This window comes from Melioribacteraceae bacterium (assembly GCA_035362835.1).
Taxonomy (GTDB): Bacteria; Bacteroidota; Ignavibacteria; order Ignavibacteriales; family Melioribacteraceae; genus DSXH01.
In genome coordinates, this window is record DAOSDY010000001.1 from 1,460,753 (window position 1) to 1,478,684 (window position 17,932).

14 protein-coding genes and 1 tRNA gene are annotated in these 17,932 nt (G+C 42.0%); 6 read left to right on the plus strand and 9 right to left on the minus strand.

The features are described 5' to 3' along the window. Positions 1-16: 16 nt before the first annotated feature. Complete coding sequence (locus PLZ15_06145; protein ID HOI29328.1) at positions 17-661, plus strand: class I SAM-dependent methyltransferase; 645 nt, start codon at positions 17-19, stop codon at positions 659-661. On the opposite strand, the gene PLZ15_06150 is transcribed toward PLZ15_06145, so the two are convergent. The 6 genes from PLZ15_06150 to PLZ15_06175 all read right to left on the minus strand — a co-directional run bounded on the left by PLZ15_06150 (position 658) and on the right by PLZ15_06175 (position 9,705). Next, a complete protein-coding gene (locus PLZ15_06150; protein HOI29329.1) occupies positions 658-1,527 on the minus strand; it encodes a hypothetical protein in 870 nt (289 codons plus the stop codon). The two genes, PLZ15_06145 and PLZ15_06150, sit on opposite strands and share 4 nt — an antisense overlap. An 86-nt stretch (positions 1,528-1,613) precedes the next feature. Next, entirely contained in the window at positions 1,614-2,762 is a 1,149-nt protein-coding gene (locus PLZ15_06155; GenBank protein HOI29330.1) for a DUF362 domain-containing protein, read from the minus strand. 130 nt (positions 2,763-2,892) lie between these two features. Then, entirely contained in the window at positions 2,893-4,281 is a 1,389-nt protein-coding gene (locus PLZ15_06160) for a PQQ-binding-like beta-propeller repeat protein (protein ID HOI29331.1), read from the minus strand. Positions 4,282-4,538: 257 nt separating this feature from the next. Beyond that, positions 4,539-7,679: a CARDB domain-containing protein gene (locus PLZ15_06165; GenBank protein HOI29332.1), complete on the minus strand. Its 3,141-nt coding sequence runs from the start codon at positions 7,677-7,679 to the stop codon at positions 4,539-4,541. Between the two features lie 334 nt (positions 7,680-8,013). Further along, a complete protein-coding gene (locus tag PLZ15_06170; GenBank protein HOI29333.1) occupies positions 8,014-9,252 on the minus strand; it encodes a hypothetical protein in 1,239 nt (412 codons plus the stop codon). Positions 9,253-9,255: 3 nt separating this feature from the next. After that, positions 9,256-9,705: a hypothetical protein gene (locus tag PLZ15_06175; protein HOI29334.1), complete on the minus strand. Its 450-nt coding sequence runs from the start codon at positions 9,703-9,705 to the stop codon at positions 9,256-9,258. Between the two features lie 161 nt (positions 9,706-9,866). Between PLZ15_06175 and PLZ15_06180 the strand changes: the two genes are divergently transcribed. The 3 genes from PLZ15_06180 to rocD all read left to right on the plus strand — a co-directional run bounded on the left by PLZ15_06180 (position 9,867) and on the right by rocD (position 13,264). Then, positions 9,867-11,099, plus strand: coding sequence for an MFS transporter (locus tag PLZ15_06180; GenBank protein ID HOI29335.1), 1,233 nt, complete (start codon positions 9,867-9,869; stop codon positions 11,097-11,099). Between the two features lie 118 nt (positions 11,100-11,217). Beyond that, positions 11,218-11,781, plus strand: a complete 564-nt coding sequence (locus PLZ15_06185; GenBank protein HOI29336.1) for a DUF1579 domain-containing protein — start codon at positions 11,218-11,220, stop codon at positions 11,779-11,781. Positions 11,782-12,046: 265 nt separating this feature from the next. Beyond that, positions 12,047-13,264 (plus strand): ornithine--oxo-acid transaminase, encoded by a 1,218-nt coding sequence (rocD, locus tag PLZ15_06190; GenBank protein ID HOI29337.1) that lies wholly within the window; start codon positions 12,047-12,049, stop codon positions 13,262-13,264. Between the two features lie 51 nt (positions 13,265-13,315). Here the strand turns inward: rocD and PLZ15_06195 are convergent, their stop codons facing one another. The 3 genes from PLZ15_06195 to PLZ15_06205 all read right to left on the minus strand — a co-directional run bounded on the left by PLZ15_06195 (position 13,316) and on the right by PLZ15_06205 (position 15,327). Then, complete coding sequence (locus PLZ15_06195) at positions 13,316-14,320, minus strand: hypothetical protein (protein HOI29338.1); 1,005 nt, start codon at positions 14,318-14,320, stop codon at positions 13,316-13,318. Between the two features lie 91 nt (positions 14,321-14,411). After that, positions 14,412-14,831 (minus strand): hypothetical protein, encoded by a 420-nt coding sequence (locus PLZ15_06200; protein HOI29339.1) that lies wholly within the window; start codon positions 14,829-14,831, stop codon positions 14,412-14,414. Continuing rightward, positions 14,812-15,327 carry a hypothetical protein gene (locus PLZ15_06205; GenBank protein ID HOI29340.1) on the minus strand — a complete coding sequence of 172 codons (516 nt, stop codon included), beginning with the start codon at positions 15,325-15,327 and terminating at the stop codon, positions 14,812-14,814. The genes PLZ15_06200 and PLZ15_06205 overlap by 20 nt, the downstream gene beginning before the upstream one ends. A 149-nt stretch (positions 15,328-15,476) precedes the next feature. On the opposite strand from PLZ15_06205, the gene PLZ15_06210 reads away from it, so the two are divergent. Both PLZ15_06210 and PLZ15_06215 read left to right on the plus strand, forming a co-directional pair. Next, a tRNA-Arg gene (locus PLZ15_06210) sits at positions 15,477-15,548 on the plus strand. A 64-nt stretch (positions 15,549-15,612) separates the two neighbouring features. Next, a complete protein-coding gene (locus PLZ15_06215; protein ID HOI29341.1) occupies positions 15,613-17,862 on the plus strand; it encodes a S9 family peptidase in 2,250 nt (749 codons plus the stop codon). Positions 17,863-17,932 lie beyond the last annotated feature (70 nt).

A 17,932-nucleotide genomic window follows, 5' to 3' on the forward strand; every position in this document is an offset into this window, starting at 1 on the left:
CGGTTAATTTGCATTTATGAATCCCTGGCTCCAAATACCGTCGTCCGATTATGAAGCTCATATGTCTTCGCCCGATGTTCAGCAGCTTCCGGTTCTTAACGAGATATTCCGGAGAGTTGTTGATCATTTCAATCCCCGTTCGGTCTGTATTCCGGGCTCAACCACCGGAAACGGTTTTGAACATCTTATCGGCAGAGAACTCGATCTGATTCTTGGGGTCGATATTAATTACAGGTTTCTTTCCGAGTGCCGTGCGTGGTTCGCTGAGGATCTTCCGAATCTTAATCTGTTGTGTGCCGACCTCAACTCACTTGTTTTCAGGAAGGGTTCTTTTGATCTGGTTCATGCGGCGCTTGTTTTCGAGTATGTGGATGTTGATAAACTTGTGGCGGACATTTACGGTTGGCTGAATTGGGGCGGTATTATGAGTGTTGTGCTTCAGCTCCCGAGCGAGCATTCGGCTCCTGTATCGGATACGCCTTATGAATCACTAAAGCAACTCAGTAAACTGCTTAAGCTGGTCGAAGTAGACAGATTTATTGATATTGCCGGGCAGAAGGGATTTACCGAAATAAAATCCGAATATGTCGATCTGCAGAAAGGAAAAAAGTTCTACGTCGGATATTTTAAAAAAATGGGTGTCTTCAGTATTGGTTCTTAATCTTGAAGAATTTTAACGGCAAGTTTTTCCATTTCCTTTATATCGAGACTTCCTTCCATAAAGATCACTTCGGTTCCGTTAATACGTTTTACTATTCTGGAAATATTTCCGTCCGATATTTTCTTATATCCGCCGGCAGTTTCAACAGTTCCCTTTAATCCTTTTATAAAATTATCCGCATCATTCTCTTTTTTAAATTTTACCAGCGCGGTATTCACAATAACCGCGCCTGCTTCTACCGGTAAAAGATAAATTCCGTATCCGTCATATTTCTCAAAGTAATCGTACCACTCGGGAACACCGTTCTGAATTCCGAGTATCCCTTTAAAATGTTTTAATGTTTCCATGACCGGGAGAAGATTAGACTTTGCAAAAAATTGCGGAACAACAAATTCGGGCGCGTCAATTTTTGAAATAATGATATCGAAAATATCTCCGGAAATTTTTTGCTCTTCCGCGGTTCCTTTCATATTAATTATTGATACATAATAATTCCCCTTTGCAAACTGAATCTGGTAATCTGTCATACAGTTGAATTTTAATTTAGCGGATCGGCGGCCGCACCTGTAATGCGATGCAGAATAGATTCCGAAAGCCGATTCGGGACTATTCATCCGGTAGAATTCAACTTTAAATCTCTGATTGGCAATTTCAATTTCCTGCAGAAGTAAATTTTCAAATCCGTACTCAAGGAAAATATCTGCCCCGCCGTTAATATATCCCCAGAGTCCGCTTCCGTCAAATATCTGCTCCCTTGTAATTTTTGCACCCGGGATTTCCGAACCGTTCAGTTTCGGGAAATTATCAGTCGATAAAGCTGCTATGTTTACAGTAAGAATTATGCAAGCGGCAATAAGTTTTTTCATATCCAATACTTCCGTTTTTAAAGAATGCCGGTGAAGTTGATCCTCACCGGTCATCGATTATATTAAAAAGTTGAACAGATAGCGTATTATTTCAATTCCATTTTGGACCATGAGATTTTTTCAAGATCCGCAATACCGAGATTCAGATTCTGGGAAAGCTCCATAAAAATTCTTCCCCGGGGATTATCCTCTTTCTGAACGCCCCTTTTAATCCTTTCTTTAATAACTATATCGTATCCAACGCGGTCAACAGCAACCGGATCAGTTCCGATAAGGACGGTTTTATATTCGCAGAAGAATTGCGGATTGGCGCCGGGCCCTCCGTTGAAACAGCCTTTAATTCCATCGGCAATATTCAGAACCACTTTATCCCGGAGAGGAGGAAAAGCATTTACTTCAGCGCACGTTTCAGCCCAGAGATATTTATGGAGGCGGCCTGTGTTTGTTACTGCTCCGTAAGCTAAATTTTTAAGACAGAGAGTAACGGAAGAGCCTGCGTTCTTAAGAATCGGAATGTTAATTATCTTATCCACCATTTCAGTTACGATTTTTGTAAAGTAGGAAAATTTCCCTTCGTTTACCATGTATGGAATTGTAGCGGAATCATATTTCTCTTCATAATCAGCCCAGTAGTACCACGTGGTATCAATCATTTTCAGGCTGTGGAGTTTTCCGTTCTCATCGTACATCGAGCCGTTTTCCGGTCGCTCCGTTCCTATAATTTTAATCCCCGGAAAATTTTCGTTATTGAATCCGGCTTCGAAGAGCTGCTCTTCGCGCCGGTCCCAAATAATAATGTTGCTTCTTGGCACCCCGGCATCTTCGAGCTGTTTTACGACTGCCTGCGTTACTTCAACGCTTGTTGAAAGTTGAGGTCCGGCAACAGGATTAACTTTTAGACCGATTCTGTCTTTCGGGGAAATAAATTTAAGCCATGCGCTTTTCAAATTATTTTGGCCTGTTAAGGAGAGCATCCCCTTGGCAACCATATCATATGCCGCCTGATAAATAATTTTACCGTCGGCCGTGCAGGCTGCGTGATCAACCTGCACCACTTTGCCCGGATAGAGACCCGGCATAGAAAAAGCGGTGCGTGGATACTTAAGAGCATCTTCAATATTTGTTTTCGGTTTTGAAGCAGGTTGTGTCTGACCTGTTGCGCTTGAGTAATCAATAATTATCAAGGCGGCAATCGTTGCAAAAAGACTTAATCTGATGAGTCCGGCGAGTTTCATTTTTTCATTCCATAGTTATTGGAAAAGTTACAGGTAAAATTATCGAGTTGAATTGAAAATGGCTAATTAAAACGGTGTATAAAAAAGCCCCGGTATTTCCGGGGCTTATTATTAAGTGATTAAATCAAAATTATTTTACGAGTATTAATTTCTTTGCTTCGCTGAATGATCCGGCTTCCAGCCTGTAGAAATAAATTCCGCTTGTTAGATTCTTAGCGTTGAAAGTTACGCTGTAAAAACCCGCGTGCTGCTCTTTGTCTACCAGTGCGGCAACTTCGTTACCGAGAATATCATAAACCCTCAACCTTACAAACGCGTAGGACGGTATCTGATAGCTGATCACCGTAGCCGGATTGAAAGGATTAGGATAATTTTGAAATAGCTGATAAGTATCCGGAAGTGTACTGGGAAATTCATTTACGTGTACAGTTCCGTCTTTCTGCCATACGCTGACCTTCCCGCCGTAAAATGTGCCGGTGACTATTCGTGTCCCATCATAACTATAATTAAGTCTGTTAACCTGAGAGTTGTGCAGACCTCTGAATAGTGTTGTTCCATCAGCCATATCAAAAACATTCAGGTACTTATCGCTGGAGCCTGTTGCCAGTCTTGTCCCGTCCGGAGAGGATCTAATAACATTGTGAGAATTTGAACCGTTGATTACTTTGTCCCACTGCAGCGCTCCTGTTGTAACATCGAATACTCTTATATAACTGTTGTTGGATGAGAGAAAAACCTTTTTGCTGTCGGGCGTGAATCCGGAATCCAGAAACCGTTCGATTAAAGTATGAGTCCACCCGACGGAGCCCGAAGCCGCGTTGAGCATTGTAATTACCTGCCAGTCGGTCCCCACTATTATACTGTTTCCGTCGGGACTGAAATTTACGGTATAGATTATCGGTCCGCTTAAATGAGTCCAGATTTTGGTTCCGTTGATACTACTCCACAGGATTGCTTCTCTGTCGGAGAGGTCTCCTCCGCCGGAAATAACCTTGCTGCCGTCGTAACTGAATTTAATACTGTTTACCGGACCTTTTGTAGTTCCCTCCCAGACTTTAGAACCGTCTGATGTCCTTATCATCACAACTTTTCCGTTAACCCTGTCGGTTTCTTTTCCAACAACAATATGAGTTCCCTGATTGTTAAGATCCAGGCAATCGGCCGGCTGGTTGTTTATCCAGATCTGGCTTCCGTCCGATATGTTCAAAGCAAGGGTGCTGGCCCCTCCAATATAAACTTTCGACATATCGGGGCTGAACCTTCCGAATTCTGCAGCGGCGTTCTTGGACCAGATAAGCTGACCCGAAAGAGCGTCAAAAAGTTTTACAGAATTAGCCGATACGGTTCCTTCGATTGCAAGAATTTTCTTACCGTCGGGACTGAAGCAGACATCGAACATGTGATATCCGTGATCAGCGTTCCATATTAGAGTATATCCTTCTGATGATTGAGCGGGGATATCAGCGGCAGGGAAAACTATATAAAGAAATAAAAACGAAATAAAAATTTTTAATTTCATTAAACCTCCTTTATAACTGAATTTATTTGCGCTGTATGGTCTGCTTAAAATATTCTGGATTACAGTATGCCGGAGGAATTCACCGATCAAATCCGGGAGTTTTTTAAAATTCATTTTACGAACATCAAATTAAAGCATGATGAAAATAAAGTCAATTGAACTGTAAAAACGTATGTCAAAAACATAAATTGTCCCGGTGAATAAAAACACCCCGGTTGCAGCCGGGGTGCATTGAGAAAAACATCCTATGTTTTAAATCATTTTACGAGTATCAGTTTCTTTGCTTCGCTGAATGATCCGGCTTCCAGTCTGTAGAAATAGATTCCGCTTGTTAGATTCTTAGCGTTGAAAGTTACGCTGTAAAAACCCGCCTGCTGCTCTTTGTCTACCAGTGCGGCAACTTCGTTACCGAGAATATCATAAACCCTCAACCTTACAAACGCGGAAGACGGTATCTGATAGCTGATCACAGTTGTCGGATTGAAAGGGTTTGGATAGTTCTGATTGAGAGCAAATCCGGTCGGGATTGCGTCGATACCTTCTTCAATTCCGCTTGCAACTTCAACCTCTGCCGCAATCCATAAATCTCTATCCATTGTATTCCATGCGTCAGCCATCGCGTGGTAAGCACCGGTATCCCATTTCTCCCAGGCACGTTTTGCGCCTTCACCTTCGGTACTGGCATCCATAATTATTCCGAAACGGTCGTCGATTCCGGAAGCCCATTCAATTCCGATAAAGAACGGGGATGTGAAATTCTGATTCGGAGTTATCGGGAAATAATTTCGCGATGTGCCGGGTGTCGTAATGTCAATTATATTAGTACTGTAGGATTGAGTGTAAAGTGTTGATCCGGGAGCTCCCGTTGCGGCGTCGCGCTGTTTTACAACTACATTAAAGTTCTCGGCACTTCCCGTGATTGTTTTGCCTGCAAAGTAGATATAAGTGCCGGTCAATTTAGCGTTTTGAGAAATATCGAAACGCTGATATTTACCGAGATCTCCGTAACTGTTTGTCCCGGCAACAAAACCCCATCCGCCCTGATCCGTTGATACGGTTACTGTATATGGAGTGTTTCCGTAAAAGATCTGCTGGACAGTAGTCTGACCGGAAAATGTTAATTGTACAATATTACTTCCCCCGCTGAGATTATTTGATGTATCAAAAGCTTTCAGCATGAAATAATGGAGTCCTGACGGTAGACCGCTGATATTTAAGTTTGTCTGACCGATAACCAGTATCGGCGAATTACCCTGAGCGGCTCCTGTGCCGTTCCAGTTTGTTCCGTCAGTTCCGTAATATAGATAGTAACCTGCGAGATCAGACTCGCCGTTTGCATTCCATGTGAACGATCCGGCTCCGTTGCCTGTAACCTGGCCTGCTAAATTTGTCGGCGCTGCCGGCGGAGTTCCGTCCGGAATATTTACGCTCCTGCTTACCACCTTATCCGTCAGACTGGTGGCTCTTATGGTTGCCCTGTAGAGATTAAATCCGGATGTGGCCGGATTTGCATTAATAGAATACTCAACGGATTTTGTCGCGTTACCCGCTATGTCTCCCAGGTTTCTTACGAGAGTACCCGTCGCGAGTGTAAGTCCGTTGAATAGTTCGAGGGTAACGGTGCAGTTAGCTGCGTTTACTGTTCCTGTATTAAAAATATCGAACTTAACCGTAAATGGATTTGGTGTAAGAACTCCTCCGGTTAGTGATAAGCTCGATGGTGCCGTAACAGTTACGGCGAGAGGAGGCAGAAGATCTCCGTTCGGTTTAATGCTGCGGGTTGCCTTATTGTTTGATTCGTTCGATTCGGTAATCTGATTTGTAGGGTCTACTTTAACTACTAAAAACCGGTACTCGGGACTTGTAGGAACCCTGTACTGGAACGTAAATGTTCCTGTACCACCGACCGGAATACTTGAAATTGTTCCGCTTCCTATAAGCGGCGCGTTGCCCCCGGCATCGGGATCACCTTCGTATGCGTAACAGAGTACATTAGACGCTGCTACGTTTCCGTAATTGTGAACTGTTACTGTTACCGTGATCAGGTCGCCAACCTGTATGTCGGAATCCGCTTTGCTGTAGGCAATGTCGCTTGTTGAAATAGCCAGGTCAGGATAATCGAGAGAATAAGCTAGGGGCATAAAATCAGCACCAGCACCCCCATTACTTTGAAGAACGGAAATATTTTTTGTTCCCTCAATCTTATAAACATAATTGCCTGAAGTTGAAGTAAAATTATAATGCTGACCTTCACTTAATGTCCCTGTATAAACCGGCATTGTGCTTGTGTACGGGAATTGATTGTACTGTCCTAATCTCGTGATAGTAATATTGTTTCCGTTTTCAAATGAAAAGACATGTATATTGCTTGCAATTGTAGGGACATAAAATAATGTTCCAAATCCTCTACCAGTCTGGTCAATTGCTCTTGTCATATAACTGTAACTACCTGTCCAGCCAAAGAAAGGAATATTTGCGGCGGAGACAGGACCGGTTGATGTAACTGACCAGTATGTAGGAGTTGTTATTCCGGATGAATAGACCTGACCGGTTTGTAGTGTTGCTGTCCCTATTACCTGCCCGGTGCCTGTATTTCTAACTGTAATTGTATTGTTATCTGAATAAGATGTAACAGTGATACTGTTTGTCCAGCCTCCGTTATATGCTGAATAACCATAGAACGTTGTTCCTACAAAAGTACCGTTGCTCGATGGAACATAATAATCCTGATCTTCATACGAGAGTGCGGAAACCGGTTTTGTCCCCGTTACCTGTAGAGGTGTATTCCAGGGAACGCCAACTCCGTTTTTAAAAGAATAATGCTCACCGGCATTTAATGACCCTGCCGCAATTATATTACCGGTTGTTAAATTTCTTACAGTAAAGCCTGTCGCGTTTTCATATGCGAAGACAATAAAATCATCTCCACTAGAGCTGTATTGTCTTGACATCCAGGTATTCAGTTTTGTTGAAACAGCTCTTCCGGCTTCATCAATTGCAAAGAAACCATTAACTGTAGAGGATATTGCGTCACCGACCAGAACGGTATAAGTTTTATTTCCTACAATTCTGAAAACGCCGCTTCCGTAATTAAATGTATGATACTTATCTGTGTTCAGAGTCTGTGTTCCTTTCTGTGTTCCGTTTGCGTCATAAACTGTTATTGATGTGTTGTCGAAATAGGAGAAGACTGTGATATCACCGAAAGTATAAACGGTTGTTGCGAAATTAGCGTTTGTTTCCTTTGCCGCTTGGAAAGGACCCGGCAGAGGGAAATTCATTTCAATTTCTGAAACAGCTTTTGTCTCTTTTATCTCTCTTTTGTCGGATTGCGCGACAAGACTGATCTGAAAGAAGAATAAAAGAATTAATAATGCTGATGTAAGTTTGATTTTCATGCGCCCTCCTTAAGACATATTTATGTCTTGGAATTATATATGAAAAGAATAGTCTGACCTGATCTATAAGGATATTTTAATAAGGGCTTATTGGTTTGAAATAAGTCTTTATGATTTTGATGGGACTGCTGTCGGAATTCAATTAAGCTGCATTTGTTTTCTTTCATTCCAGTTCATAGGAACAGTATGAAGTTTCGTTATCTAATACAACATCCGAGAGCAACTTAAAGGATGACGCGGCCAAAGTCAACCTATTATTCGGTGCTTGTGACAGAGAAGAGATAATAAAAAAAATGCCGGACAGGCCGGCATTCTAAAATTTAATTATAATTCTTTATTCGTTTTGCGGAGGCAGACTCCTTTTTCTTCCTTTGAGAAAATAGGCAATTGTAAGGAATACAATTACAGCAATCAGGCCAACATAAATCCAGTTGAATGCTGATGCAGGCGCAACTTTCTCTTTCCATACAGCTATCCGTGCATCAATAGTATCTTTGTTCGCCTCTGTCATCATATTGTTTTCTATAAGGATGGGGATCCATACCGGCTCTATCTGGGGAAAGTAGACGCTGTCTGTAAAAGTGTAAAAATTCCGCTCGGTTTCGTCGGAGCTCTTGACGCCGAGATTTTTTATTTCGTCATCAATAAACGAAACAGCGCTGTTGGTGAATTGATCGCCGCTGCTGAAGGGGAGCATCGGGATCTGTTTCTCGCGGAAGAGTTTCGCTATCCGGCTCCACATCTCTTCGTTGATTCGCTGATTCCAGTCGTTGAACATTCCGTCTATGTTCCCGATCTCAACGGCCTTCTCTCTTTTATCGAGATAGACATCGGCAAGCCGCGGACCGATCTGTTTCCAGACCTTATTGAAATCGCGGTACTGATTCTTCATTTCGGCAAGATCTTCCGGAGTAAGCTGTGTAACACGCATGAATTGAATGTTGTCGCTGATTGTTCTTTCTATATTATAGAAGAGATTACGGCTGTCGACTTTTGAAATAATCGATTGTTTCTCGGCCTCATTTAGCGATGAAGGCGAGTTAACGAATTCCGCCAGAAGACTATCCACAATATCCCTTACCAGTAAATCTCTCTGCTGAATATTGCTCTTTAACTGTGCAACGAGTTTCTGAAGCGAGGCAATTGTTGCGGCATCCTTTTCAACACGAAGATTAAGCTGGCGGATCTGACCGATCAGATTCTGATTCTTTTCGCTAAGCTCTGTAACCTGTGTCTTCAGTGTTCCGACTTCGCTTGTAAGCTCGACTATCTGTGTAAAATCCCCCTTCCTTATCTCAAGCGCCTTTTCAAGTTTTGCGAAGGATGTCTCAAAATTATCGGGGTAGAGACTTTTATCGAGAAGAGGTTTATCCGGTAGAAATTCCTCTTTTATCTTTGCGATATCCGCCGAGATAGTGTTGCATTCGTCGAGAGTTGAAGCGTTTTTAATGGCTTCTTCCATCTGCTTGTATTTCGTTTTAAAATTCTGTGTCTTTTCGTAGTCCGATTGTGAAAATGAAACAGAGGAAATTATTATCGATAGTATTGTCAGCAATACAATTTTCTTCTTCATCTGTTACCTCACTATTCCTTTATGGTTCAGCAGATATTTTTTGGATCCGTCTATCAACTCGATGTTCGGGGATTTCTGATTAAATATTGGGGATGTTAACTTCTCCGTTTCCGAGATTAAAATTTTATTCTCCAGTTTCATACCGTTTTCAACAGGAATAAAAACATATACATTCATATATTCTTTTCCGGTCATGTAGTAATAACCTGTTTTATCGCGGATTATCCTTATCTCTTTACCGGCAAAAGAAGTTGAGTCTTTAAACTCTTCATAATAAAGCTTTTTCAAATTGATGGAAAATGTATACCGGTCCTCGGCAACAAAACCTTTATCGTCAACCTTCAGTACATTTTCTACAGGCCATGAAAAATCGGACGGCGTTAAAACCAGGGATGAACAGCCTGCTATACCGATCAATACAACCACGGAAATCGCTAAGCGGCATATCGTCATTTTTAATCTCCTCCAAATAATTTACACGGATTAACTTAATGAATTAGTTGATTATTTAGTAGATAGCTTTTGCTATTTTTGCATTGATACTTGCCGGATGTCAACACCTGGTTTTTCAAATCCGGATTAATTCGATTAACAAAAATGACTGGTTGCGATTTATGAATCCGTACCGCGGACTTAAAGAGATTCCGCATAACATCTGGATACTGGCGTTCGCCACTCTGATAAACCGCTCCGGAACAATGGTTCTTCCGTTCCTTGCGATTTATATGGCTAAGGATTTCGGTGTGAGTGCAGGCAGCGCAGGGCTGGTTCTTGCGTTCTACGGATTTGGCGCACTCTTAACTGCGCCGATAGTCGGAAAGTTATCCGATAAACTCGGTGCTCTGCGGGTAATGAAATTATCTCTTGTCTTCACCGGTCTGATGCTCTTTGCGTATCCTTTCATAACGGATTACTATCTAATACTCGGCTATACGGTAATCTGGTCTGTTGTCAGCGAAGCATTCCGTCCGGCGAATCTTTCGTTAATATCAACCGAATCAGAACCGGCCAAAAGGAAAATTTCGTTTGCATTAAACCGGCTTGCTATAAATCTCGGTATGAGTATTGGCCCGGTTGTCGGCGGAATTCTGACCACAATCGATTTTAAATTACTTTTCTATGTAGACGGAGTTACGTCGATTGTCGCCGGTATTTTCCTTATGATCGCACGGTTTGATACGCACGAATCATACACTGAAACCAATCCTGCAAAAACAGAAGAGGGGATTTCAAGTCATGGTGATGTATCTGTAAATGGATCGGGTATTTTGAAGGATAAAGTTTTTCTTCTTTTTCTGTTTTCACTCATTCCGGTTAATATCGTTTTCTTTCAGCATATCGGCGGACTTCCACTATATATAGTGCGCGATCTGGAGTATTCTGGCGCCATTTTTGGAATCCTGTCTGCAATAAATACGGTGATAATTATTTTTATTGAAGTACCCCTTAATAACGCTATGGCCGCGTGGGATGACAGACGGGCTCTCGCTCTCGGCGCTCTTTTATGCGGAATAGGTTTTGGACTGATGGTCATTTCGGAAAACATCTTTTTCATTTCATTCACTATAGTTATATGGACTTTCGGCGAGATGATTTTTTTCCCCGCGAGCACTTCTTACACGTCAGCTCTATCACCCCCGAATAAAAGAGGGGAGTATATGGGATATTTCCAGATGACTTTCAGTCTTGCGCTTATGATCGGTCCATGGCTCGGAACAGAAGTGCTGGATCTGCTTGGTGCAGACGTATTATGGCTCGGTTCATTTCTGTTCAGTTCAATTACCGCTCTGATGTTCCTGTTTTTTAAAGATAAGAGTGTTGTGACAAACAATATTGAATCTAAATAAAATGCGGGTGTCCTCTTAATTCAAAAAAAATATTTTTTAGTTTTTCAAAATTCTTATTTTAACCTCTGTTCTAAATCCCCCACAACTTTTTTATAATATTTTAAGAAAGGAATTAAAAATGAAAAAGTTCTTTTTCGCATCCTGTTTTCTTTTTCTTTCATTCGGTCTCTACGCCCAGGATCAGGCAGAAGCAATGAAAGCCTGGGTTGAATATATGACTCCCGGCCCCATGCATCAGATGATGGCAAAAATGGCGGGGAGCTGGAAGACAGTTACAACATTTACAGATCCTTCAACCGGAACTGAAACAAAATCCGAAGGCGAAGCATCTTTCGAATTGATATTCGAAGGAAGATATATGAAGTCGGTTCATAAAGGGGAGATGGGTGGAATGCCATTCGAGGGCCTCGGTATCGACGCATACGATAACGGCACAAAGGAATTCTTAAGTGTCTGGATCGATAATATGGGAACCGGAATTATTATGATGAAAGGAAAGTACAACGAAAAAACCAACTCGCTTGAGTTTACCGGCGAGGGATACGATCCGGCGGCCGGAAAACCGACGAAATACCGTTCTGTTTCCAAATGGATTAATGATAATAAAACTGTCTTCGATATGTTCGGTGAAATGGGGGGACAGGAAGTAAAAATGTTCACCATGGAGTATATCAGGAAGTAATATTGAATCTGAGCCCGGAAATTAATCGGCTCCGGGCTCTTTTATTTTTCAATAACCGCGTTTAAGTTCTTTTTTCAAGACAATTTAAAACACCCCATCAAAATCGAACCGTTTGTTTTGGAAGCCCGACCCACGTTCAATATATTTGGCCATGAAAAATAATCACCTTTAGTTTAAGACAATTCGAAAAATCCTTTTTAGAATTTTTGAATTCATTTTGGAAATAACTGTTAAAATCGATACTTAAAAATCATTCGGAGAAAATATGATTACCAAAGACTACATTGAACTGGAAGATAAGTATGGAGCGCACAACTATCATCCGCTTCCGGTCGTTCTTGCAAAAGGGGAGGGTGTTTTCCTGTGGGATGTTGAAGGAAAAAGATACTACGATTTTCTTTCAGCTTATTCTGCGGTTAACCAGGGGCACTGCCATCCCAGAATTATCAACACAATGATTGAACAGGCAAAAACTTTAACTTTAACATCGCGCGCATTCTACAACAACTGTCTTGGCCCGTACGAAAAGTATATTACGGAATATTTCGGATACGATAAAGTACTGCCGATGAACTCGGGCGCCGAAGCAGACGAAACCGCTATTAAACTCTGCAGACGCTGGGCTTACGACAAAAAAGGGATTCCCGAAAACGAAGCAAAAATTATTGTATGCCTCGGAAATTTCCACGGCAGGACTATTACTGTTATTTCTATGTCGAACGATCCCGACTCCTACCGAGGTTTTGGACCTTACACACCCGGATTCATAAAAATACCGTATAACGATCTTGCAGAACTTGAGAAAGCTCTTCAGGATCCGAACGTTGCCGGATTTTTGGTTGAACCGATCCAGGGCGAGGCCGGTGTTGTTGTGCCCGACGAAGGGTATCTTGCAAAAGCATATAAGATGTGTAAAGAGAAGAACGTTCTCTTTATTGCCGATGAAGTTCAAACCGGATTGTGCCGCACAGGAAAACTTCTTGCCTGCGAACATGAAAAAGTTAGACCGGATATTGTAATTCTAGGGAAGGCACTGAGCGGCGGTACTATGCCTATAAGCGCTGTGCTTGCCGACGATGATATAATGCTCGTAATAAAACCGGGTGAACACGGATCTACATTCGGCGGTAATCCGCTCGCTTCTAAAGTTGCCGTGGCTGCTCTCGAAGTGCTTAAAGAGGAAAAACTGGATGAGAATGCTGAAAGACTCGGTAAAGTTTTTAGAGACGAGATTACTAAGATTAATTCCGATATGATCGAGCTCGTACGCGGAAAAGGATTACTTAATGCGATAGTAATTAAACCGAAAAACGGTAAAGAGGCGTGGGATGTTTGTTTGAAGATGAAGGAAAACGGATTGCTGGCAAAACCGACGCATCAGCATATCATCCGCTTTGCGCCTCCGCTCGTAATAAATGAAGAGCAGATTAAGGAAGCTGTTAAAATTATTGAGAAATCGATAAAAGAGATTGAAGCTGCGTAGATGATTGAAGTTTCCCCCTTTAAAAGGGGGAAACTGATTTATTAATTCTTTCTAATCGAAGTGCGCGTTTATAAACGGAAGGATTTTTGCGATACCCTTATTATTCTTTGCGATGTTTATAAGCCCGATCTGAACCCCGTGCAATTCTTCCGCAACATTGAATAAACCGATTACAAGCCCGCGCTGCTCGTTTCCTATCCTGTGATAAACCGCGGTCGAGAATCCTGTGAAGTCTTCTACATCCACCCATCCGCTAACATTTAATCCGGTAAATTTAGGAGCTTCAATTTTATATCCGGCCAAAGTAACTCCTTTAATTTCGCTTTCACTTACAATTGCAAGCAGTGCCTGATTCAAACCGATTATTTCACCCTCGCTTACAACCGCGAGTCCGGCCATATTAATTCCTTTTAAATTTTCTTTACCTACTACAGCCAGTCCGCCGAAATTAATTCCGGCCATTCTTCCTTCAGAAACGGCTGCGAGTCCGCCGATATTAATTCCCAGCAAATTCCCTTTGGCAACAACAGCAAGCCCTCCGAAATTAAAACCGTACTGGTTGCCTTCGGATACGGTGGCCAATCCTCCAATGTTTATACCGCGCAGATTATTTTCTGCCACAACACCGAGACCGCCGATGTTGATGCCGTCCAGATTCCCTTCCGAAATTGCTGCGAGTCCGCCGATATTGATTCCCTGAAGTTTATCGATCCCCATTACCGCGGCAATACCGACCGAGATTCCTTTTAATTCATACGCGAACGGTGCAAGGCCGATTGAAATACCGTTTATCTTCGAACCGTGGTTCGGACCCGGTTTCCAGAAAGTAATATTAATTCCGTTGATCTGTTCAACCCCGCAATCGGAAAAATTGATTCTTAATCCATTCCACACCGGCGAATTACCGAAACTGATTCCGCTGTTTTTTATTCCTAAATCGAAGCTGTTATGCGAACATTCGGCTGCTGTTGTGTCCTCTTCATCAATAATATCGATCTGTGCAAATAATGAGGGAGTAATAAATAAAAGCCATATTATCAGTAAGATTTTTTTCATTGTTAACCCTGAAGTTTTTTTTATCCGGAGATTTAGACTTTCTCAAACGGATTAAAGTTACATAACCCGCAGTAATTTTTAATACAGTTTTTTATTTCTTTTTAAGGAATCCGTACTTCTTAAGATGTTTATATGCAAGGTAAGCGGTAGCCCCCACTGAGACAGAGCCGAGAATCGATTTAATAAACCGCATGTTTTGCGACTCGGCATACTTCGTGTAAAGAGGATTTAAAATGTTTGATTGTAAGTTCGTGTTATCGGAGGTCTGATTGGCAAAACCGGTTAGCTGAAGCCGTGTTCTTATCCAGATGGTGGTTGAGTCTTCTTTCATTGCAGAGAGTAGAAAGAAACGGTCGGGATTACCGGGAAAATAGAGATCGTTAAACCCGTACTCAAATATTTCGACAGGGATCTCGAGACGTAAACCTTTCAATCTTTCCGATTGAGCTGATGAAAATGATGTGAGAAGGACCAGAAAAAAAATAATTTTTCTAAAATTTAAAATCTTCATCTTCATCATCCTCTTCAAACAGGTCGTCGTCAAAGTCTATTTCCTCGTCGGAGATCTCATCGGGTTCTTTATCGGGATCGAGGTCGTCGCTCTCTTTTTCGGATTCGTTTCCGGCGGCATAAACCGGTTCTTCGGGAGTAAAGAACGGATCTCTTGCAACATAATTCTCATCCATCTGATCCATAACTCTCCCGAGGATCTCGTCGCTGAGGTCGCTTTTCATCTCTTTTATATCAATCTTCTTATCCTCGTCGAATTTTTCATCTCCGGCGGGAGTTTCTTTCCACATTTCGGTAAGAGTTTTTTTATCGACTTTGGTCAGAAATGTATCGATCTCTTTTTCGATTATCTTCAGGTGTTTTTGATCCCATTCGCCTTCATCGGCGAGCTGACTTTTCATGAAATCCCAGAATGAACCTGTCTTCTTTCCCGGTTGGGGAAGTTTTTTAAGAGTCGTGATGATTTCCGAAACAGTCTTTTTCATTGTGTATTGCATGATTGTCTCCTGATATGAAATATTCTCGTAAATAAATTAGTAAATTCTTTCGAAAGTCAATATATATAAAAAAATGTTGAATCAAATTGATTTGTAGAAACAGGAATTAAAAAATAATTATTCTTATTTTCGGTCGGGTAAATGTTAATGCCCCCGTAGCTCAGTGGATAGAGCAGTGGCCTCCGGAGCCATGCGCACAGGTTCGACTCCTGTCGGGGGTACAAATTTAATTCGGATTGCTTTACATTCCTTGATTAACCTTTCACTTAATAATTTGGGGGAGCGATGAGACCACTCAGATTTTTATCAATTCTCTTTTTCATTCTTACAATTTCAATTCCGGCTCAGGTCGAAGATAAATCATTGCTTAATCTCGACCGGATATTTAAGAACTATGAATTTTTCGGCGAACGTTTCGGACCCGCACGCTGGATCGATCAGGGGAAATTTTATACAACAATTGAAGCGTCCAAGGACACTCCGGGCGGAAGGGATATTGTTAAATACGAAACTCTGTCCGGAAACAGGGAGGTTATGGTCCCGGCAAGACTGTTAATCCCGGCCGGGAATGAGAAGCCTGTCCCGATAAACGATTATATCTGGTCTTCAGATAAAAAACTCCTTATGATCTTTACCAACACTGTACGTGTCTGGCGTTACAATACAAAGGGTGATTACTGGGTTCTTAATCTCGAAACAGAAGAGTTTAGAAAGCTTGGGGGCGATGCAAATCCTTCTACTTTGATGTTTGCAAAATTTTCGCCCGACAATAAAAAAGTTGCTTATGTAAGAGAGCATAACATCTATGTAGAAAATCTTTCCGACGGAAAAATTACTCAGCTTACGTTCGACGGATCCGAGACTACAATTAACGGTACATTCGATTGGGTCTACGAGGAGGAATTCGACTGCCGCGACGGATTCCGCTGGAGTCCGGACAGCAAAAAGATCTCTTACTGGCAGCTCGATGCTTCCGGTATCGGCGTTTTCTATATGATCAATAACACGGACTCTCTCTATTCGCGCATTATTCCGGTTCAATATCCTAAAGTGGGTACGCAGAACTCCGCATGCAAAATAGGCGTAATAGAAGCTGCCGGCGGAAAGACAGTATGGATGAATGTTACCGGCGATCCGCGCAACAACTATATTCCGCGTATGGGATGGCACGACTCATCACAGGAGATCTGGTTCCAGTATTTTAACCGTGCGCAAACCCGGCTGGAGGTTTATCTCGGAAATGCTGAAAACGGAGAGATAAAACAGATATTGAAAGAGGAGGATAAATTTTGGATTGATGTGGTTGACGATATGCGCTGGCTGAACAAAGGAAAGGAATTTACATGGATTAGCGAGAGGAACGGATGGCGCCATATCTATCTTGTATCTAAAGACGGCAAGCAGATTAAAGATATTACGCCGGGTGAGTTCGATGTAATTGATATTCAGAATATTGATGAGAATAACGGATGGATCTATTACCGTTCATCCCCTTCAAACGCAACTCAACGCTACCTATACAGAGTTTCGCTCGACGGCAAAGGGAAAATGGAACGCCTTACATCGGAGGAATTTAAAGGTGTAAATTCATATCAGTTATCGGACGGCGCGAATTATGCCATTCACACCTATTCAAATTTTAATACTCCCGCTACAATTAACCTGGTTAAACTTCCGTCGCATAAAGTAGTCAGAACGCTTGTAGAGAATAAATCATATAAAGAAAAGATAACCGCATTAAAAAGAATGCCATCTGAATTTTTCAGTGTTGATATAGGAAATAATGTTCAGCTTGACGGCTGGATGATAAAACCGCCCGATTTCGATCCGTCGAAAAAATATCCGGTTCTCTACTATCTTTACGGTGGACCCGCAGCGCAGACTGTACTGGATCAGTTTTTCGGCACTCAATACCTGTGGTATCTAATGCTTGCTCAGCAGGGTTATATTGTTATGAGCATTGATAACAGAGGAACTCCCGCACCGAAAGGAAAGGAATTTAGAAAGTCTATTTACAAAAATTACGGTACAGTGTCGGCTTCGGATCAGGCCGATGCGATGAAAGCCATAATTAAGAAATACGAGTTTGTCGACCCTCTCAGAATTGCTGTCTGGGGATGGAGCGGGGGCGGCGTGTCCACTCTGAATCTTCTTTTCAGGTACCCGGACCTCTTCCAGACGGGATTAGCTGTCGCGGCCGTCAGCCATGAAAAACTTTACGATACAATCTATTCGGAAAGGTACATGGGACTTATAACCGAAAATGAAGAAGGATATAAGCAGAGCGCTCCTATTACATTTGCGCATCAGCTTAAAGGAAATCTTCTGATGGTTCACGGCACCGGCGACGATAATGTTCATTACCAGAATATGGAATTACTTATAAATGAACTGGTTAAACACAATAAACATTTCACTATGATGGCTTATCCGAACCGCTCTCACGGAATTTATGAAGGAGAAGGGACAACTGTTCACTTATATACTTTACTGACAAAGTATTTGAACGACAATACTCCTGCCGGAGGTAAATAATTTCTTTGCGCTCTTTGCGTTTGCTGCGGAGTTAAGGCCCGGTAATCACGACCGGGTCTATCTGAAAGCC